Annotated in this window: 15 protein-coding genes and 1 tRNA gene; 8 read left to right on the top strand and 8 right to left on the bottom strand. The window is 61.6% G+C overall.

The window, feature by feature from the left end:
• Positions 1–54 precede the first annotated feature (54 nt).
• Positions 55–333: a hypothetical protein gene (locus ACSZOQ_RS18505; RefSeq protein WP_439923857.1), complete on the top strand. Its 279-nt coding sequence runs from the start codon at positions 55–57 to the stop codon at positions 331–333.
• A 582-nt stretch (positions 334–915) separates the two neighbouring features.
• On the opposite strand, the gene ACSZOQ_RS18500 is transcribed toward ACSZOQ_RS18505, so the two are convergent.
• The 4 genes from ACSZOQ_RS18500 to ACSZOQ_RS18485 form a co-directional block, all read right to left on the bottom strand.
• On the bottom strand, positions 916–1,440 hold the full coding sequence (locus ACSZOQ_RS18500) for a hypothetical protein (protein ID WP_439923856.1): 525 nt from the start codon (positions 1,438–1,440) through the stop codon (positions 916–918).
• 683 nt (positions 1,441–2,123) lie between these two features.
• Positions 2,124–2,729, bottom strand: a complete 606-nt coding sequence (locus ACSZOQ_RS18495; RefSeq protein WP_439923855.1) for a hypothetical protein — start codon at positions 2,727–2,729, stop codon at positions 2,124–2,126.
• A gap of 258 nt (positions 2,730–2,987) precedes the next feature.
• A tRNA-Arg gene (locus ACSZOQ_RS18490) sits at positions 2,988–3,064 on the bottom strand.
• Between the two features lie 75 nt (positions 3,065–3,139).
• Entirely contained in the window at positions 3,140–4,234 is a 1,095-nt protein-coding gene (locus tag ACSZOQ_RS18485) for an HD-GYP domain-containing protein (RefSeq protein WP_439923854.1), read from the bottom strand.
• A 319-nt stretch (positions 4,235–4,553) separates the two neighbouring features.
• Between ACSZOQ_RS18485 and ACSZOQ_RS18480 the strand changes: the two genes are divergently transcribed.
• Positions 4,554–4,913, top strand: coding sequence for a hypothetical protein (locus ACSZOQ_RS18480; protein WP_439923853.1), 360 nt, complete (start codon positions 4,554–4,556; stop codon positions 4,911–4,913).
• A gap of 90 nt (positions 4,914–5,003) precedes the next feature.
• Here ACSZOQ_RS18480 and ACSZOQ_RS18475 read toward each other — a convergent pair whose 3' ends face one another.
• Together ACSZOQ_RS18475 and ACSZOQ_RS18470 are read right to left on the bottom strand one after the other, a co-directional pair.
• Positions 5,004–5,711: a polysaccharide biosynthesis/export family protein gene (locus ACSZOQ_RS18475; protein ID WP_439923852.1), complete on the bottom strand. Its 708-nt coding sequence runs from the start codon at positions 5,709–5,711 to the stop codon at positions 5,004–5,006.
• 102 nt (positions 5,712–5,813) lie between these two features.
• Positions 5,814–6,128, bottom strand: a complete 315-nt coding sequence (locus ACSZOQ_RS18470) for a hypothetical protein (protein ID WP_439923851.1) — start codon at positions 6,126–6,128, stop codon at positions 5,814–5,816.
• A 349-nt stretch (positions 6,129–6,477) separates the two neighbouring features.
• Here ACSZOQ_RS18470 and rpsT point away from each other — a divergent pair, with 349 nt between their 5' ends.
• The 5 genes from rpsT (at position 6,478) to ACSZOQ_RS18445 (ending at position 14,403) form a co-directional block, all read left to right on the top strand.
• Positions 6,478–6,744 (top strand): 30S ribosomal protein S20, encoded by a 267-nt coding sequence (rpsT, locus tag ACSZOQ_RS18465; RefSeq protein WP_439923850.1) that lies wholly within the window; start codon positions 6,478–6,480, stop codon positions 6,742–6,744.
• Between the two features lie 1,264 nt (positions 6,745–8,008).
• The gene (dnaA, locus tag ACSZOQ_RS18460) at positions 8,009–9,436 is read left to right on the top strand and encodes a chromosomal replication initiator protein DnaA (protein ID WP_439923849.1); all 1,428 of its coding nucleotides are present in this window, start codon (positions 8,009–8,011) and stop codon (positions 9,434–9,436) included.
• A gap of 202 nt (positions 9,437–9,638) precedes the next feature.
• The gene (dnaN, locus tag ACSZOQ_RS18455; protein ID WP_439923848.1) at positions 9,639–10,757 is read left to right on the top strand and encodes a DNA polymerase III subunit beta; all 1,119 of its coding nucleotides are present in this window, start codon (positions 9,639–9,641) and stop codon (positions 10,755–10,757) included.
• Between the two features lie 164 nt (positions 10,758–10,921).
• Positions 10,922–12,097 carry a DNA replication/repair protein RecF gene (gene recF, locus ACSZOQ_RS18450; protein ID WP_439923847.1) on the top strand — a complete coding sequence of 392 codons (1,176 nt, stop codon included), beginning with the start codon at positions 10,922–10,924 and terminating at the stop codon, positions 12,095–12,097.
• Between the two features lie 161 nt (positions 12,098–12,258).
• Positions 12,259–14,403, top strand: coding sequence for a hypothetical protein (locus tag ACSZOQ_RS18445; protein ID WP_439923846.1), 2,145 nt, complete (start codon positions 12,259–12,261; stop codon positions 14,401–14,403).
• A 23-nt stretch (positions 14,404–14,426) separates the two neighbouring features.
• Here ACSZOQ_RS18445 and ACSZOQ_RS18440 read toward each other — a convergent pair whose 3' ends face one another.
• Entirely contained in the window at positions 14,427–14,633 is a 207-nt protein-coding gene (locus ACSZOQ_RS18440) for a hypothetical protein (RefSeq protein WP_335579556.1), read from the bottom strand.
• Between the two features lie 331 nt (positions 14,634–14,964).
• Between ACSZOQ_RS18440 and gyrB the strand changes: the two genes are divergently transcribed.
• Complete coding sequence (gene gyrB, locus ACSZOQ_RS18435; RefSeq protein ID WP_439923845.1) at positions 14,965–17,406, top strand: DNA topoisomerase (ATP-hydrolyzing) subunit B; 2,442 nt, start codon at positions 14,965–14,967, stop codon at positions 17,404–17,406.
• Positions 17,407–17,497: 91 nt separating this feature from the next.
• On the opposite strand, the gene ACSZOQ_RS18430 is transcribed toward gyrB, so the two are convergent.
• Positions 17,498–18,631, bottom strand: coding sequence for an FUSC family protein (locus ACSZOQ_RS18430; RefSeq protein WP_439923844.1), 1,134 nt, complete (start codon positions 18,629–18,631; stop codon positions 17,498–17,500).
• Positions 18,632–18,953 lie beyond the last annotated feature (322 nt).

Here is an 18,953-nt window from a genome sequence, read left to right as displayed (position 1 = left end):
TGGAATTGCCGGATGCGAGAAGTAAGCTAATACTGAGCGAAAGTCGGAGGATTGATGGTTCTTATCGTCGGGGCTTTAGTGGCGGCGTCCTTGATATCACGATTGGTTTGGCTGATTACCCGGCGATGGCCCGACTCGATCGGCAAGGCCGTGGCCATCAATGCCGTGAGCGCGGTGATTGTCGTGGTCGCGGCAGCTTACGGCTCCGCTTATGGTGGTGGATCGCCGAAATTCTATTTGGCGTTTATGATATTTGGCGGCGCGCAATTGATTGTGCTGATTTTTGATGTGTTCTGGCTAATCAGACTCAAGCCCTCAGCCGGAGCACGTTAGCGGAAGTTAGGGTGCACCGATGCGGGCGCTATGCCCGCCATGGTCGCCGCGAATTGGTCGGGCGTTACAGGTTCGCCACGTGAACCGCCCTCATCCTCGTGCAGCAGAAGGCCGCGCGCACCGCGAAGCCGAGGCATTGGACCTCGTTACCACGTGCAAGACAATTGCTGCTTGCGCTGCAGTGGCTCAAAGTCTGTCTTGAACTTCACAGAACTCTCAACGACCTCATGATAAATGTCCGTCCATCGCGCGGACGCCGAAACAGGCACGTTGTCTGTCGACTTACTAGCTAGGGTGTGTACTCATAAATCACTGTGACCAGTTAACGTCGCTTCGCTCCGAAAGCGCCCGAATTGCAGCAAGGCATCGAATTGACGCGAGGGGCCAAATCCGGACTTAGGCATTGACGGCGACCGCACTCTGACGGCGCTTTCCGAGGCGGCTCTTGAGCCGCCTCGGACCATCACCCATCTGCTCTCAGGCAGGGGTCGTCAGTTCGTCGTCAAGCTTAATCACGGTGCCGGGCCTCACCCCACCCGCTGTAGCCGTTCAGGGGTCGGACCACTTCCGAACACCCTCGTTTCACCAGCGTCCGTCAAAGCCGCGCGGAAACCATGTTGGCCCTTCGGTGACGTAGCTACGGTTGGCATAGTAGCCGCCAGGATAACCGTCAGCGGCATAACTGCCGTAGTAGCCGCGTGTGCCATAGCCGCCGTAGTAGCGCGGAAACAACGTTGGCCGTCCGGTGACGTAGCTGCGGTTGGCGTAGCCGCCATAATAGCCACTAGTACCATAGCCGTCATAGTTGCCCCAACCAGTGCCTACATAAGGGCCGCCACCATAGTACCCATAAGGTGATGCGGCCGCTATCGCGGCCGCCCCAATTGCGCCGCCCGCTAGGCCAGCACCCACCGCACCGGCACCGTAGCCGTACGCAGCCCGCCGGTTCTGGCGCCGCGCAACCCCCGCAACGCTCACGGGTGTCAGCGGACGACCGACCCGTGCCTGGGCGTTCTCGACTGATAGCGAGACACCGCCTCGCTCAGACCAGCCGAAGGAGAGCAGCGCCGCACACGCAAACGTCGAGGCTGCAATAACAGCTGTCATGGGACTCATCTGCTTCATGGCTTTCCTCCGCTATTACTTGCTCGCCCCCTTTACTGGTCGCGCGATAGACCGAAAGCTTCACCGGCACGATATGGAAAATCTGAGATGTGTTTCCATGCACCAGCGACGCGGATGTGCGTCTCATCGCTCTAGGCTCTCATCCCGCCCTGGTGGCTAGTGTTGACTTAGATCAAGGTCCGGCAACCGATCCGGAACCCTCTCCAAAATCGGGACACACCCCGCCGGCGGGTGGTGTTGGGCCAACGCTCGCGATGTCCGAGATGGGCCCCAAGAGCGGAGACATCGGTGCACGACAGCCCCAGCGGGGACGTTGCATTGCCGAAGCCATAACAACTGCGATACCTTGGCGGCTTCCCGATCACTCCGCCGTTGACACTAAGCCGCAACAGCTCACTACACTTGAGGAGGCCTGCGACTGTGTCGTCGTTGAGGCGATACGGGTCAGCCGGCCGATGTGGCATCGTAGCCGATCCCACCGTCCAGGAGGGCTATGCTACAGCAACCGCTCTCGCCTGCGATCGATTGGTCCGGGTGTCCAAGCGTCATCAGGAAGTGGTGTAATTTTCACGCCAACTATTAGTCCCAGTCGCAGGCTTGGATCGAAATGGCGCATCGTCCGCTCATTGAAATCAATGATACGACCGGCGTCAGAGGCCCCACATTTATTTTGATGATGGCCTTCTTGCCTGCACCCTCTCAACGAGGGCATAGTTCGGCCTCGCGCCATATTGGACCCCGCCAAATTTCTTACGTAAATTAGTTTTTATGGTGGCCGCCCAAGCATAGGGATCATAGCGCTCCCCGGAAGCTATATTCACGCCGCCCTCTGGATATCCGGGTCGGCACGGGCGATACATGGCTTGTAGCTGTTTGCCGCGAAGGAAGATCATTCTGGAGGTAAGACCCCCGCGCCTTGTAATCCACCGCCGTACTTGCGAGGGATATCCCGAATAGAGCATCTCGGTTGCTTCAGGATTAGTGACAGTTCGGCCATTGCCGGCGAAATCAAAGGCGGCGTGAAACCCAAGCCTCGCGTTCGAGGTGACACAAATCCTGTCGTGAGAGATTGCTGAGAGGAGGATGGTGCAGGCCGAAGCGCAAAGGCCATCAATCATCACCATTTGGCCTGAAGCGCGGAGTTCGCTGTACCTATAGAGGTACTCCCCGATCTGCCCACCCCGGTCGTCCGCAATCCGAACCGCCGCATGGCCTGCCCCTACGCCAGCGAGCAAAAGCGTTGCCGTGAACAGCACAGACAGAATTTTCATTAATTGCCTACCCCAAGGTGTTATGTCGGGAGTCCAATTAGCGGCTTCTGGTCGCCGTTTAAACCGACCGCGGCGATTGTTGCACGTTGGATACACGTGCGTTGTTCCTTGGTCGGAACCTTGCCTCTCAGGCTATGAGCGCAAAGTTCTGACCATTGACGGCCGCACGCGCAGGGGAAGACATCAGCTTCAGTCCAGATGGCGCGGAGTCCGGATTGGTTGGCACAAGTCTAAACTTATGTGGCGTCCAACAATTACTGGCGCACCCGACACGATTCGAACGTGTGACCTTTGCCTTCGGAGGGCAACGCTCTATCCAGCTGAGCTACGGGTGCGAGGCATTCCGTTTAGCCCATTGACCGGGCGTCGGCAACGCCCAGCAGCCTGCCGATTCGGAAATCGCCGTCCAATCAAAAGCCCAGCGCCACCGGGCGGAACGCCTGCAACAAGTGCTGATCGAGCTTGCCGCCCATTTCTTCCATCATCGCGAAGGACTTGGCGTGCGTGAACGGCAGCCGATAGGACCGCTGCTCGACCAGCGCGGCATGAATGTCCACGATCGTGGTCAGGCGCACAATATCGCTGATCTGATCGCCACGCAGACCATCAGGATATCCCGAGCCGTCGAGGAGTTCATGATGGTGCAGAACAACATCGAGCATCTCGGGCGGAAAGCCGCCCTGCTTCAGCAAGGCTTCGTAGCCGAGACGCGCATGCCGGCGAATTTCGTCCCTCTCCTCGCTGCTAAGCTTGCCCGGCTTGTCGAGGATCGCAACGGGGATGAAAGCCTTGCCCACGTCATGCAGCAAAGCGGCGCGCGCCAGCCGACGCTGATCGTCCTCTCGCATCCCGAGATGCTGCGCGAACGCGGCGGCGAAGCCTGTGACGAACAGGCAGTGGCGATAAGTATGGGTGTGATGCCGGCCGACGGTGGCCAGCCATTCACGCAACGATGAGCTCTTGATGGCCTTCAGAATTTGTTGCTCAGCCTCCAGCACGTCGCTGAATGCGAGTGGAACACCGGCCGGAAGCCGCTCGAATATCTTCACCAGCACGGCATGAGCCGCGGCAATGCCCCGGTTCAGAGCCGTGCCGTTCGCCGCAGCGTCACAGTTGCCGTCGTCCGGAAATGCGGAGCGAATGCGCTGCAGGATGACTTGCGCGTCGAGTGGGCGCGAAATTGTGTCGGTGGCGCCGAGCGCCCAAGCCTGCATCGACCCATGGTGAAGCGCATCCGCAAGAACGAACAGCCGTGGTACCGATCGGTAGGCCTCGGCGCACAGCTTGTCGCGAACCCCCAACACGCTTTCGGCCGAACGCAAATTAATGTCGACGACGATGCCGGCAAACCGGCCCGCCGGAGCGTCCGGAATCTCGGAGGTCAAGGTGGTATCGACGTCGCCGACGTGTTGCAGAATGGCTCCGAGGTCGCCGCTTCGATCGCTCCTGTCGGACGCCAGGAGCAGGCGGCGTCTCGCGCGCGATCCGGTTGTGAGCGTCGTCATTGATCCTCATCGGCTTGCAGTTCGGCGCTGCACGAACTTTAGCCGATAAGTAGATTCGCGAAGATTAAGGGGTATTATTAATGCTTACGTAGCAACCCGCCGACAATTCAACGGAACGCGCGACGTTCTGCAATTGCCGGGAGTTGCCGCCATCTGACCGGCCGGCTGCCCGATGAGATAAATAAACGGTGACGAACATCGCAAAGGCTGCAAGCATCCGCGGGAGCTAAAATGCAAATGTGTTAGGATCGGTCATCGAATCCGGCAGGATTGCGGACGACCTCTAAGCTGACGTGTCAGCAAGCACAAAGGCGGCATCATGAAGCAGCGGACATTCGTCTTTGCCTCGATCTGCGTTGCTGCGTTTTCCGCGACGTGGATCGCGCCGGGACACGCGCAGCAAGCGGCCGGCGGTCCGACGCATTCGCCACCCTTCACAGCGACGCTGTCGAACAACACACCGCTGGCTTTCGGGATGGACGAAGCCATGGCGGCAGATGCGCTCGGCGTGCCCCTGAATTACATCAGTGGTCGTTCCGGCGACGAGGTGTTTTTGGCGTTTCGAAGCTACGGCGGCAGCGGCTTCTTCAACCGGAAGGACCGGCTCTATCTACAATTCCGCAGGGGCCGTCTCGCAGGCTGGAAGGGCGATTGGGGCCGTAACTGGATGTGGCGATAATGATGGTGGTGGCCGACATCCGGGAATGATGACTTGCGCCTCGCCTTCTTCGCCACGCATCTCAAAAAACAAACTTGCTTTTAACGACACTCAAAACCATCGCTCGTCGACGAGGACGGTATCGCCGGGGCTGAGCAAGGTGGCGGTGGGCACGACGAGGCGAACGGTGCCGCGGGCATCGGTGTGGGTGACGGTGACGCGGTCGCGCTTGGCGCGGGGCGAGAAGCCGCCGGCGATGGCCACCGCGCTCTCGACCGTCATGTTGGGCACGAACGGATACTGCCCCGGAGCCGCCACCTCGCCGAGAATGAAGAACGGCCGATAGGCCTCGACCTCGGCGGCGACATAGGGCTCGCGGATGTAGCCGTTGCGCAGGCGCGCGGCGATCGCAGCCGACAGTTCGGTTGGGGTGCGGCCGCGCGCAGTGACGGCGCCGATCAGGGGCATGGTGATGTTGCCGCCGGCATCGACCAGATAGGTGTTGGTGAGACCCTCCTGGCCGTAGACCACAATGCGCAGCCGGTCGCCGGCATCGAGGCGGTAGGCGGGATCGTGGATGACGGGCGGCGGGGCCGCGGCGTAGACAATGGGCGCGGCCGCGGCGGCGCGCGCCGCTCGAACCCGCATGTCGCGGCGCGAGGCCGGCACTGGTGCAACGGTCAGCCGTCCGCCATAGGCCAGCGCGTCGAGCTCGTTATGCGGGCGCACCATCGCCGCCGGCTGCTGCATGCACCCCGACAGCGCCAGCGCGGTCAGCGCCACCACCAACGACATTGGAAACGCGCGCGCGAGCCGCACCGGACCTGTCCCTTGTCACGAGATGGCTCGGTTCTGCACCCGTTATGGTTAACAGAAGGTATTTCGCATTGATGAGCGGGCGGCACCGATGGTTCCGGCGATTCAGTCCCGGGAGTATCCGATCAGCGGCCGGCGCGGCCGGAACAACAGCAGCAAAAGAATGCCCGCAACCGCCAGCACCGCAAAGGCCGGCTGGTTCAGAACCAGCTTGACGAGATCCCACATCCAGGGTGCCGACGCTTCGATCTGGGTGCGAACCGCTTGCTGACTGGCCTGATGAATATCGTTCCAGAATTCTCCGAGTTTGGTCAGCCGCAGGGTCTGGTCGGCGATCGATCGCGCGCCGTCATAGACCAGAAAAATGAAACCGCCCGCGAGCAGCAGCAGCCCGATTAAGCGAAAAATCCCGCGGATCATGCCGTCACCTGCCCTTCTGCCTGCCGGATCGCTGGCCGCCCCTTAGCTGTCGAACGGGGGAAATTCAACCTCGGCAGCGTCTTTTGAAGGCCTCGAAGGCCCTTTTGCCGCATCCACCCCCGGCGAAGGCGTTGACGCTCGAAAACATGGCCTCTATAAGACCGCCAATGGCGGCGGGACAATCCTGCCGCCGCTGTTCTTTGAAGGACACCTCGCGAACCTGTTCGCTCCGAGGTTGGCATTTTCAGGAACAACCGGAAACACATTCAGGCTCACCCGCGCAATCGAATGACCGGCGCCACTGGCCGGCCTCTCGCGGTGGGACACTGCCGAAGGATACGTCGACACCATGGCCAATACGACCTCCGCCAAGAAGGCGACACGCAAGATTGCTCGTCGCACCGCCATCAACAAGTCGCGACGGACCCTGATGCGTGGCTCGGTCCGGATCGTCGAGGAGGCGATCGCGAAGGGCGATCGCGACGCCGCAATCCAGGCGATGAAGAGCGCCGAGCCGGAGTTGATGCGAGCTGGTCAGCAAAATATCGTTCACAAGAATAGTGCGAGCCGCAAGGTTTCGCGGCTGACGCACCGAATCGCCAAGCTCGCAAAATAATCTGATCCAAGACGTTATTCGTCAGCATTTATCAGCAAAGGCCCGCCGATCGCCGGGCCTTTTTGTTTTGCGGAGCAATCGCGCACGGGATCTTCAGTCAGACCCGGATAAAGTTACGAGGAAGCTTTTCAACGCACGGACGCATCGCCCTTCGAGGGAACACCGCATCGATCGCCGGTGTCACGCTGTTGATTCACCTCACGTTCCATGACGTGAATATCCGGCACGAAGCCAGGCACGACGACGTCACATTCGATACTTCCATCCGGATATAACCGTGGGCGCGGACGGATGAGCACACGGCCGGCACGGGTTACCCGTAAAAACAGCCAGAAAAAAATGCGCGTCGCTAATCACTTATCCACATAGTGTGATGAAGCACTTCCAAAACGACCCGACGCATCCGCCGCTTTACCGTTTCTTAAAATATTTTGGACAGCCGCTGCAAATTTGTGACACCGCCAGGAGACATCGAATCCGCGCGCAGATTCAAAACGTTGCTGATCGGCGGATCGAACGTGGCCCGCGTTGCACGCGCTCATTCGATTTGTGCGACGCAGCCGCGACGTGAAAGCCGTTGCGAGAATTGGGGTGTCGTGTATTTCTTTGGTGGCTCGCGGCACTCACGGCTCTTCAGTGCGGATTAAAGAACCTTGAGTGGGCGTGCATATCGGCGGCGATATGTACGTTGGTGAAGCTTTCCATGTGATAGCGAATGGCTGCTCATAGCAACATGAGAACGGATGTTCTGTGCCTAAAATCTCAAATGCGACGTTTACTTCAAACGTTGCCAAACAAGAGAGATACGCTCAGGCCATGCCGCATATCCGCCGTAAGCGGACGGGTTGAACTGTTGAGTTAGAGTGTGCGGCGTAGCGATCCTGACACTTGATGTCGGGTTTCGCAGACTAAATTTGGAATAGATGTAAGAGGGCATCTCGGCGCGGTCCATCGCAGCGAGGAGGGGGTTTATGTCAAACAAAAACAACACCACCAGATTTCATTCATTGAATTATCTCACCAACATTTTCACGAGTAAGACAGCTTCGCTGCGTTCCCCCACGCAACCTCCGGGCAGCCCGTAGAGTCGTCGCTAACCTCGCGTTCGTTTCGTTTCCAGCCATCGAAACTGCTTGCGGTGCTCAGCCGAACGGTTGGGTATTGCCGGAAACGAAGCACGCCCGGGGATCACAGCGAACCGCGCGACCTCCAGAATGAACAGTCGCATCGCAACCTCATTCAATCAGAAAAGTCGTCACAAAAAATGTCAGACATAGAACAGGATCGCTGGTCGCGGGTGAAGGGTCGGTTACGCTCGACCGTCGGAGAGGACATCTATTCGAGCTGGTTCGCGAGAATGGATCTGGAGAGCGTCCATGGGGAGAGTGTCCGTCTGTCGGTCCCGACCCGGTTTCTGAAGAGCTGGATTCAGGCGCATTACGCCGAGCGGGTGCTCGCCTGCTGGCAGGCCGAGTTGCCGGATGTTCACCGCATCGATCTCTTGGTGCGATCGGCCATGCGCTGCGCTGCGCCCGTCAAGGAAGTCGCTGCGACCGATCCGCGGCGACTTGAGCACAGCGACGGCCGGGCCAGTGCCGAATTGAAGACAGTTGCCACCGCGCCGGCGTCCGCGAACCACGATGCGCTGGGCGGTTCGCCACTCGATCCGCGGCTGACCTTCGCAAGCTTTGTCACCGGCCGCTCCAACACACTTGCCCACGCGGCGGCGCGCCAAGTAGCCGAAGGCCGGCGCGGCGATAGCGTCATGTTCAATCCGCTTTACATCCACGCCGGCGTCGGCCTTGGCAAAACCCATTTGCTGCAAGCCGTCACGTGGGCCGGCAACGCCGGAACCGAACGCAAAGTGCTCTATTTGACGGCGGAGAAGTTCATGTACGGCTTCGTCGCCGCGCTCAAGACGCAGACGGCGCTGGCCTTCAAGGAAGCGCTTCGCGGCATCGACGTATTGGTCATCGACGACTTGCAATTTCTGCAAGGCAAATCCACTCAGGCCGAATTCTGCCACACGCTGAACGCGCTGATCGATGCCGGCCGCCAGGTCGTAATCGCTGCCGATCGGCCGCCGTCCGATCTGGAAAGCCTCGACGATCGCGTGCGCTCCCGGCTCGCCGGCGGCCTTGTGGTCGAAATGGGCTCGCTCGGCGAGGAACTCCGGCTTGGCATCCTGAGATCGCGCATGGACGCCGCGCGGGCACATCATGCAAGTTTCGACGTGCCGGAGCCGGTGCTGGATTATCTGGCCAAGGCGATCACGCATAACGGACGCGACCTCGAAGGCGCGATCAACCGGCTTCTGGCGCACAGCAAGCTCAACGCCCAGCCGGTGACCCTTGAGATGGCGGAGCGCGAGGTCCGCGACCTGATCCGTCCGCAGGAACCCAGGCGCATCAAGATCGAGGACATCCAGCGGGTGGTCGCCCGGCAATACAATGTAAGCCGCTCGGACCTTCTGTCCTCGCGCCGGACCGCCAACGTGGTGCGGCCGCGACAGGTCGCGATGTATCTGGCGAAGACGCTGACGTTGCGTTCCCTGCCCGAGATCGGCCGCCGGTTCGGAGGTCGCGATCACACCACTGTGCTGCATGCCGTGCGCAAGATCGAGGCGCTGGTGTCGAAGGATGCGACGCTGTCCGACGAGGTCGAACTGCTGAAACGCCAGCTCCAGGAATAGGGCAAGGCGAGCACGCTTTCCGAGCAAAATATCGGGAAAAAGGCGGAACCGGGCAAGCCAAAAGGCTTGCGCCGGCCGCGCTTCCGCGTCACCTTGCGGTCCCGCCAGATTTAAACAAATCGGCCTTGAACTTGGGGTTTACGTGCCGCGGTTTCCCGCGGCATTTTCAGCACATGACGTGAACTGATCGGACGGATTTGCAATGAAGGTCACCGTCGAACGCGCGCAACTGCTGAAATCGTTGGGCCATGTGCACCGCGTGGTCGAGCGGCGGAACACTATCCCGATTTTAGGGAACGTGCTGGTTCGCGCCGAAAACGCCAGGCTGTCGCTGAAGGCAACCGATCTCGATCTAGAAGTGACTGAAACGCTGGCTGCGGAAACCGGAACCAGCGGCTCGACCACGGTTCCGGCGCACATGTTTTACGACATCGTCCGCAAACTACCTGACGGCGCGCAAATCGTGCTGGAAGGCGACGGCGACCGCTCGGTGCTGGCGATCCGGGCCGGACGCTCGCGCTTCACCCTGCAGACCCTGCCCGAAAACGATTTCCCCGATCTCGCGGCCGGCGAGATGGCGCATTCCTTCACACTCGCAGCCGCCGACATCAAACGACTGATCGATCGCACCCAGTTCGCGATCTCGACCGAAGAAACCCGCTATTATCTCAACGGCATTTACCTACACAGCGCGGGCAGCGCCAAGAACGCGACGCTTCGCGGCGTCGCGACCGACGGTCACCGCCTCGCACAGGTCGATCTCGCACTGCCCAAGGGCGCGGCCGGAATGCCCGGCGTCATCATCCCGCGCAAGACGGTCGGAGAGGTGCAGCGGTTGATCGAGGACAACGAGGCCGAGGTCGGGATCGAACTCTCTCAGGGCAAGATCCGCTTCACAATCGGCAATGTCGTGCTGACCTCGAAGCTGATCGACGGCACCTTCCCGGATTACAGCCGCGTGATCCCGCAGAACAACGACAAGGAACTGATCGTCGACAAAAAGGATTTCGAGGCGGCGGTCGATCGCGTCTCGACGATTTCCAGCGAGCGCGGCCGCGCCGTGAAGCTAGCGCTATCGGCAGGCAAGCTCATCCTGTCCGTGACCAATCCCGATTCCGGCAGCGCCACCGAGGAACTCGAGGTTGAATACGCCTCCGACGCGCTCGATATCGGTTTTAATTCGCGCTACCTCCTGGACATCGCCGCACAAATCGAGGGCGAGGCTGCGGTGCTGAAGCTCGCCGATCCGGGTTCGCCGACGCTGGTGCAGGACAAGGACTCCAAAGGCGCGCTCTACGTGCTGATGCCGATGCGGGTGTGATGGTCCTTTAGCCGCGTCCGGCGACAGCGGACCAGCATCAGAGTCATGCCCGCAAAGGCAAGCATCCAGCATTCCGTTGCACACCCATTGTTCGCATCGCGCCTTACGGACGACTGGATCATCCGCCTTCGCGGATGATGACCGGGATGTGATAATCCTTGCCCATGACCCCCTCCCGCATCCTGCGCCTCAGCCTCACCCACTTCCGCAACTACCGCGCGGCGACGCTTGAGACGCGCAGCGACGTGGTCGTGCTGGTCGGGCCTAACGGCGCCGGCAAGACCAATTGCCTTGAGGCCATATCGCTGCTGTCGCCGGGGCGCGGATTGCGGCGCGCCACACGCGAAGACGTCGCAGATATCAGGGGCGACGGCTCCTGGGCGATTTCGGCCGAGGTGGAAGGCGCGCTCGGTCTGGCGACGCTCGGCACCGGTATCGATGCGCCTAGCGATGACGCGCCATCCAGCGGCCGGCGCTGCCGGATCGACCGCGAGCCTGTCGGGTCAGCGGCGGCTTTCGGCGACCATTTGCGCATGGTGTGGCTAACACCTTCGATGGACGGCCTGTTCGCTGGCGCGGCGTCGGAACGGCGACGCTTCCTCGACCGCCTGGTGCTGGCGATCGACAGCGATCATTCCGGTCGCGTCTCGGCGCTGGAACGCAGCCTGCGCTCGCGCAACCGCCTGCTCGAGATGCGCAACACCGACGCCCACTGGTGCGATGCCGTCGAACGCGAAACCGCAGAGCTTGCAGTCGCGGTCGCGGCGATGCGCGCACAAACCGTCACGCGCCTCGCCGCCGCACTGGAGGCGCGCGGCGCGGCCTCCGCATTCCCCTCGGCAAGGATCAGACTCGATGGCTGGATGGAAAACGCGCTGCTCACCGAGCCCGCAACGACGGTGGAGGATCGCTACCGCGAGATCCTGCGCGACAATCGCGCCCGCGATGCCGCCGCCGGCCGCACGCTCGATGGCCCGCACCTCACCGACCTCGAGGTGATCTATGCGCCCAAGAACATGCCAGCGAAGGACGCCTCCACCGGCGAGCAGAAAGCGCTGCTGATCGGGCTTGTGCTCGCCCATGCGGGTCTCGTGGCCGAGATGACGGGGATCGCGCCGCTGCTGCTGCTCGACGAGGTCGTGGCGCACCTCGATCCAGACCGCCGCGGCGCGCTGTTCGGCGAACTTGCCGGGCTCGGCGCCCAGGTCTGGATGAGCGGCGCCGACCCGGCTGCGTTCGCGAATGTTGGCGCGGGCAGCGAGATTTTCGACGTGGACGCAGGACGGATCGCACGCCGCAGCGGCATCGCTTTGAACCAAAGTTCCGCTCTGCACGACTAGAGTCTGTTTCAACGGCGTTGAATCAGACTGCTCATCCTTTCCAAAAGAGCATGAGCCGAAAACCGGTTCCCATTCTTCGGGATCATGCTCTAGGCTTTGTACTGTGTCCTGACAGACGCCCTTGCCGCCCGCCCCCTTGATGTTTTCCGGAGAAATCAATCATGCCCGCACCGAAACGCCAACCTTATGCGCCGGTACGTCGATACGTTCTGGCTGCATTGTCGCTGGCGTGGATCGCAGGCGCGTCGGCGGCGATGGCGGAGAGCGGCATGGTCGAGGTCAACCAGTTGCCGCGTCTTGCGGGCGCGCAGGAGACCACCGATTCGGGGCCGGACCGCGTGATCTACACGGTGCAGGAAGTGGTGCCCTCCGCCGTCCGATCGGTGAACGCCCTGATGGCCGACAATGGCTGGGTGCAATATGCGCGACCGCTCGATGAGACGGCAACCAGTCTCCTGTTCAAGAAAGGCAAGTATGGTCTGTCGGTATCCTTTACGCAGGCGCTTGGCCGCCCGGACCGTGCGGCGATCTATTATTCGGCCAACCGAATCTACGCCGACGTTCCATTTCCGCAGGGCGCTACGGATATCATCTACGACGAGCGCAGGCCTTACCTCAGCTGCACGGCTCCCAGCAACATCGACGCGAATCTCGATTTCTTTCAACGCGAACTTGCCGCATCCGGGTGGGTGACATTATCCGCCGAGGACGCCAAGGCGCGCTGGCCGAATGCCGCGATCGACGACAAGATCGACGATGGCGCCCGCGCCTATTTCAGGCGTGACGATCGCGACAAACAATTGCCGGTCATGGTGTCGTTGCGGCGACTCGATGACAACAAGACCGCTGTAGATATCAGGGTCGCGCCATTTGCCCTGCCGCAGGATCTCCAAGCGGGTCCCGATATGGACGGCTTGCCGCGGCCGGATCGCATCATAAACGCCGGAACCACCGGCAACGCGACCTCGGAGCGCCGGGAAGCGCACGCGACGGTGATCGCCGAGATGCCCGCCGTGCTCGCCTTCTATCGTCGCGAGCTGGCTGCGCACAACTGGAAGGAAGAAGCCAAGGGCGCGATCATCACACCGGACGAGGTGTCGCTCAATTTCACATCTGCTGAGGAGACCGGCACGCTCAAGCTCGGCCACAAATATGATCTGACCCTCGCCAGCTTCGTCATGCAGGTGACCCCGACCGCGCTCGCCGCCCGGGCGCGCGCGAAAAAACAGGCCGACAACGATTTCATGAAGGACGCGATGTCCATGGCGACGGAGCTGATCGCAGCCGACAACGGTCGTCGCGCGCAGCAATCCGCGAAGCTGTCGGACGCTCCCTTGCATGCGCAGACCACCAAGACGTCGCCCATTCCGCTGCCGGAAGGCGCAGAGAACGTCGAGTTCGACGGCACGGATGGCAAGCTCGAGTTTGAATCACAATCGAGCGTGAAGGCGCTTGCAGGTTTTTATCGCAGCGCCCTGAAGCCACTCGGCTGGAAGGCGCAGCCGTCGGTGATCAACAATCCTAACATGGCCGCGCTGCAGTTCTCCAAGGGCGGCAAGGAGATTTCGATCACCGTCATGCAGATGGGTCCGAAAACCAATGTCAGCGCGAACGGTTCGGGTCTCGAGATGGCAAATGCCGGCTCGGGCGCCGCCGACGATCAGCCGGCTGCGAAAGGACCTCCAAAGCCGCTCGAAGCGGAGCCAGATTCCGCGTTGCCGGTCCCAAAAGAACATACCCTGAGTTCCCTCTCAACGGGCAAGCTGCCGGGCAGCGATGCTCCGTTCCGCCAGGAACTCGAGGCCAGTATTCCGGCCGATCTGGCTTCCGTGCTTGCCTTCTATCGCGAGGAACTGGGCAAGCGCGGATGGAAGGAGCTGCCGGATCGCGCGATCTCCCAACCGGATCGCGTCCAACTGGCATTCACCTCCCCCGACGGCCCGGCAATGCTGAAGCTCGGCCGCCGGAATGCCGAGACCACGGTCAACCTCGCGCAGAAGATTCCCGCCGCCGCCGCCAAGGGCGAAGTGCTGCCGAAGCCGGGTCAGGCGAGGCTGATGCTGGGCAACATGGGACAATCAGACGCCACCATCACCATCAACAAGCAGACCATCAAGCTGGCGGCAGGCGCAGGCGGCCCGCAGTCATCGCAGCATCCCGCGCTCGATCTACCGCCGGGCAAATACAAGTACACAACGAAAGTGGGCGGGCACGCCAAGTCGGGCCAGATCGACCTTGAGGCCGACGATGCCTGGGGCTTGATGCTCGGGCCCGACGGCGATGTGCTGGCGCTACAGGCCTACTGAGCTGCGCGCTTCTACGCGAGCGCTCAAACCAGCCGGCTGATCTGTTCCTCGGTGACCACCCGCTCGATATTATCGGTCTTGCTCTTGATGCGGTAGCGCGGGCGGCCATCGGCTTCGATAGGCAGGCGAGAGACAACGGTATAGATACTGCGCTCCTTCACATCGGCGCGGCCCTGCGGGCCCTGAAGCTGATGGTGGACGTCATCGTTGATCGCGTAGTTGTGGGCCATCGTCTATGATCTCGCTGAAGAGCGGCTTGTAAGCGCTGTGGCGCCGGGATGCAACAACCGTCGCAGGCGCCCCCCTGGACCCGGCGGCGCGGCCCCTCGAACGAGGCCGAAACCCGGTTTTCCGGAACCCGGCGCGATCACCGGAACCGCGCTTTTTCGGGCTTCGCGAATCCAGCTCTCCCGGTCTTGAAAAATGGACTAAAACACCTATTTATTCAAAGACTTGACAAGGACCACTTTGCGCTAGGCGCAGTGCCGCTTTCATGTCAGAAATAGAGCTTCTCAGCTGCGATCATTCGCGCTGATTCGGGACATCTTCTGAAGGCTTTTCATGACCGAACCTGCCCGGCAGCCCCTTGCCGACACCGAGCCTGCCGCGCCCATCGAATATGGCGCAGAATCGATTCGGGTTCTCAAGGGCCTCGACGCCGTGCGCAAGCGGCCCGGCATGTATATCGGTGACACCGATGACGGCTCCGGCCTGCATCACATGGTCTACGAAGTCGTCGACAACGCTATCGACGAAGCGCTGGCCGGTCACGCCACCGCCGTCGAAGTCATCCTCAATGCCGACGGTTCGGTCACCGTGCGCGACGACGGCCGCGGCATTCCGGTCGACATCCACAAGGGCGAAGGCATTTCCGCGGCCGAAGTCATCATGACCCAGCTCCATGCCGGCGGAAAGTTCGACCAGAATTCCTACAAGGTTTCGGGCGGACTGCATGGGGTCGGCGTCTCCGTGGTGAACGCCCTGTCGAGCAGCCTGCAATTGCGGGTCTGGCGCAACGGCAAGGAACATCTTATCGAGTTCGCGCACGGCGACGCGGTGGCACCGTTGAAAGTCGTCGGCGACGCCAACGGCAAGCGCGGCACCGAAGTCACCTTTCTCGCCTCGACGGAGACCTTCACCAACGTCGAATACGATTTCGCCACGCTTGAGCATCGCTTGCGCGAACTCGCGTTCCTGAACTCCGGCGTCAACATCCTGCTCTCGGACATGCGTCACGCCGTCGAGAAGCGCGAGCAGATGATGTACGATGGCGGCGTCATCGAGTTCGTCAAATATCTCGACCGCAACAAGAAGGCGATGGTGCCGGATCCGATCATGATCCGCGCCGACATGAACGGCATCAATGTCGAGGCGGCGCTGTGGTGGAACGACAGCTACCATGAGAACGTGCTCTGCTTCACCAACAACATTCCGCAGCGCGACGGTGGCACCCATCTGGCTGGTTTCCGCGGCGCGCTGACGCGGCAGGTCAACGGCTATGCCGACGCCATCGCCAAGAAGGAAAAGATCGCGCTGACCGGCGACGACTGCCGCGAAGGCCTGACCGCCGTGCTGTCGGTGAAGGTGCCCGATCCGAAATTCTCGTCGCAGACCAAGGACAAGCTGGTGTCCTCGGAAGTGCGTCCGGTGGTCGAGAACGTCATCAACGAGGCGCTCGCCGCCTGGTTCGAGGAACATCCGACCGAGGCGAAGCTCATCGTCAACAAGGTGGTCGAGGCCGCCGCCGCCCGCGAGGCGGCGCGCAAGGCGCGCGAACTGACGCGGCGCAAGGGCGCTCTCGACATCGCGTCGCTCCCCGGCAAGCTCGCCGACTGCCAGGAACGCGATCCGGCGAAGTCGGAGCTGTTCATCGTCGAGGGTGACTCGGCCGGCGGCAGCGCCAAACAGGGCCGCAACCGCGAATTCCAGGCCGTCTTGCCACTCCGCGGCAAGATACTGAACGTTGAGCGCGCGCGCTTCGACAAAATGCTGTCATCCGAGCAGATCGGCACGCTGATCACCGCGCTCGGTACTGGCATCGGTCGCGACGATTTCGACCTTAGCAAGCTGCGCTATCACAAGATTATCCTGATGACCGACGCCGACGTCGACGGCGCGCATATCCGCACGCTGCTGTTGACATTCTTCTTCCGGCAGATGCCGACACTGATCGACGGCGGCTTCCTCTACATCGCGCAGCCGCCGCTCTACAAGGTAACCCGCGGCAAGTCCGAGCAGTATCTGAAGGACGAACGCGCGCTGGAAGATTACCTTATCGAAACCGGGCTCGACGACTGCGTGTTCAAGCTTGCTAGCGGCGAAGATCGCAGTGGCCGTGATCTGCAGGCCCTGGTGGAGGACGCCCGTGTCATCCGCAACGTGCTGCACAATCTGCACAGCCGCTACAACCGCAAGGTTGTCGAACAGGCCGCGATCGCCGGCGTCCTCAACCCGAAGGTGACCAGTGATCTTGCTACCGCAAACGCTGCCGCCGATTACATCGCCAGGCGGATGGATGCGCTGGCCGACGAGGTCGAGCGCGGCTGGGCCGGACGTTTCAAGGAGGGCGAGGGCTTTTTCTTCGAGCGCACCGTGCGCGGCGTCAAGGACGTTGCCCTGATCGACGACGCGCTGCTCGGCTCGGCCGATGCGCGCAAGCTCGACGAATACGCCGCCAAGCTGCAGGAAGCCTATCCGCGGCCGGGCCTTTTGCGCCGCAAGGATACAGAGACCGCGATCCACGGCCCGGTCGGCCTGTTCGAGGCGGTGACCGACGCCGGCCGCAAAGGCGTAGCGCTGCAACGTTACAAAGGTCTCGGCGAGATGAACCCCGGTCAGCTCTGGGAGACGACGCTCGACACCAACGAGCGTACGCTACTGCAGGTGAAGATCAAAGAAGTCGACGAGGCGGACGACATCTTCACCAAGCTGATGGGCGACGTGGTCGAACCACGCCGCGAATTCATCCAGGACAACTCGCTCAGCGCCAACGTGGACGTGTGACGTCGTTCGCAACGCGTCTCGCGCACAATCCGGCTCGTCCGGTCCACAGCGGATTCCACTTCATCGGAAAATGCTCTCACCGAAAGGCAGGCTATCCCTTCTCCGCAGCGCCTTCGGCGTTTCCGTCCGATGATTCCGACCGCTCGACCCATTCGGATACACGGCGTTCGAGATCCCCAAGATTTTGCCGCATCTGCTCCAGCGAAAAGCCCAGCGCGAAAAATCGCTCGGTCATATCGCCAGGCAATCCGCGCGTCAGCCCCTCGCTGCGCATCGCGGCGACTTCCGCGGCATAGGTCTCGAGCGCCGTCTGCACCGGCAAGAGCGCCGGCGCGGGCGCGCCAAGCCGCAACGCCTCGGCAGAAGCCTTCAGATAATTGGTCATGGCATCGCTGAGCTTCGCGAGCGGCTGCACGAGGCGCGACTGAAGGTTGATCGGCAGCGGCGTCACCGTGGCGCGCCCGATCATCACGACGTCATGCCGCAGCCGCAACACGGTTCGCAACAATGGGCCGGTATCCGGTCCATGGGACAGCCGCGCCGAACGCTCGCGTTCGGCCTCGGTGCCGATCGCGTTCAGCTCGTTGATGACATGCCCTATTCCATCCTGAAGCGCGTGAAGCGCGTCGTTGTCGCGGCCCCGAGTAAGCCCCGCGAGCAATTCCTGCAGCGCGTCCGCAAGGAGATTCAGCACGCGCGCCGCATTGATACGAATCTGGCCGTAGGCACGTGACGGCAGCACCAGAAACGACACCAGCAGCCCGGTAATAGCCCCGACCGTCACCTCCAATATGCGGTCGATGGCGGATTCGAGCGGCGACATCTGCCCCATCGTCGGCAGCAGCAACACGATGATCGCCGTCACTGTCGCGACGTTCAGACTCGGATTGATCGCGGCCACAAAGGCCAGCGGCGCCACCGCCAGAACCAGCACCGCCAGCAGGGCGCTTTCGCCGGAATGCGGTATCAGGATCGCGATCGCCCCGCCGTAGATGGCCCCGCCGATGGTGCCTATGAGATAGTCCCGCGTTGCTTTCAGCGAACGGCCAACGCTCATCTGCGTCACGATGATCGCCGTCAGCACGGCCCACAGCGGCAGCCGCAGGTGGAGCGCAATCGCCAATGCCAACGCAGCAAAGGCGGCGGCTGTGACCCGGACGCCCAGGCCCATTTCCACCTTTCGCGACCATAGCCGCGTTGCCGTGCGTTTCAGGAATGAGATCATGCACCGCGAGGTTGGGTTATCCAGCCGTTCAGACGTTAAAGCCGGTCACGCCCCTTTCCGCAACAGCGCAGCTCGAGGGGGTCGCACCCCTCCCGCTCGGCGCGCGACGGCATGCATGAGGGGCGATGGCCGGCCCCTCCGGCAAGCCAAGCCGTTTCCCGATACCGGGCGCCCTATTCCCAATCACATTCTCGTGGCAGCCGTCGGTGGCCTGTACCGAATTCGGCATGTAACCATATTATGAAAATTGTATTTATTGTGGGTCCCGTTTGAACCAAGACTAGTCTTCCCGGAACGAATAATCGCGGGTGGCGTTTGCGTG

It is taken from the genome of Nitrobacter sp. JJSN, from assembly GCF_051912485.1.
Taxonomy (GTDB): domain Bacteria; phylum Pseudomonadota; class Alphaproteobacteria; order Rhizobiales; family Xanthobacteraceae; genus Nitrobacter.
Note: the sequence above shows the minus strand (reverse complement) of the source record. Positions and strands in the feature narration are given on the sequence as shown.

What these genes read in the sequence shown, in the direction of transcription:
- ACSZOQ_RS18505 (WP_439923857.1), top strand. Translation starts at nt 55, where the DNA reads ATGGTTCTTATCGTCGGGGCTTTAGTGGCGGCGTCCTTGATATCACGA.
- ACSZOQ_RS18500 (WP_439923856.1), bottom strand. Translation starts at nt 1,440, where the DNA reads ATGACAGCTGTTATTGCAGCCTCGACGTTTGCGTGTGCGGCGCTGCTC.
- ACSZOQ_RS18495 (WP_439923855.1), bottom strand. Translation starts at nt 2,729, where the DNA reads ATGAAAATTCTGTCTGTGCTGTTCACGGCAACGCTTTTGCTCGCTGGC.
- ACSZOQ_RS18485 (WP_439923854.1), bottom strand. Translation starts at nt 4,234, where the DNA reads ATGACGACGCTCACAACCGGATCGCGCGCGAGACGCCGCCTGCTCCTG.
- ACSZOQ_RS18480 (WP_439923853.1), top strand. Translation starts at nt 4,554, where the DNA reads ATGAAGCAGCGGACATTCGTCTTTGCCTCGATCTGCGTTGCTGCGTTT.
- ACSZOQ_RS18470 (WP_439923851.1), bottom strand. Translation starts at nt 6,128, where the DNA reads ATGATCCGCGGGATTTTTCGCTTAATCGGGCTGCTGCTGCTCGCGGGC.
- rpsT (WP_439923850.1), top strand. Translation starts at nt 6,478, where the DNA reads ATGGCCAATACGACCTCCGCCAAGAAGGCGACACGCAAGATTGCTCGT.
- dnaA (WP_439923849.1), top strand. Translation starts at nt 8,009, where the DNA reads ATGTCAGACATAGAACAGGATCGCTGGTCGCGGGTGAAGGGTCGGTTA.
- dnaN (WP_439923848.1), top strand. Translation starts at nt 9,639, where the DNA reads ATGAAGGTCACCGTCGAACGCGCGCAACTGCTGAAATCGTTGGGCCAT.
- recF (WP_439923847.1), top strand. Translation starts at nt 10,922, where the DNA reads ATGACCCCCTCCCGCATCCTGCGCCTCAGCCTCACCCACTTCCGCAAC.
- ACSZOQ_RS18445 (WP_439923846.1), top strand. Translation starts at nt 12,259, where the DNA reads ATGCCCGCACCGAAACGCCAACCTTATGCGCCGGTACGTCGATACGTT.
- ACSZOQ_RS18440 (WP_335579556.1), bottom strand. Translation starts at nt 14,633, where the DNA reads ATGGCCCACAACTACGCGATCAACGATGACGTCCACCATCAGCTTCAG.
- gyrB (WP_439923845.1), top strand. Translation starts at nt 14,965, where the DNA reads ATGACCGAACCTGCCCGGCAGCCCCTTGCCGACACCGAGCCTGCCGCG.
- ACSZOQ_RS18430 (WP_439923844.1), bottom strand. Translation starts at nt 18,631, where the DNA reads ATGATCTCATTCCTGAAACGCACGGCAACGCGGCTATGGTCGCGAAAG.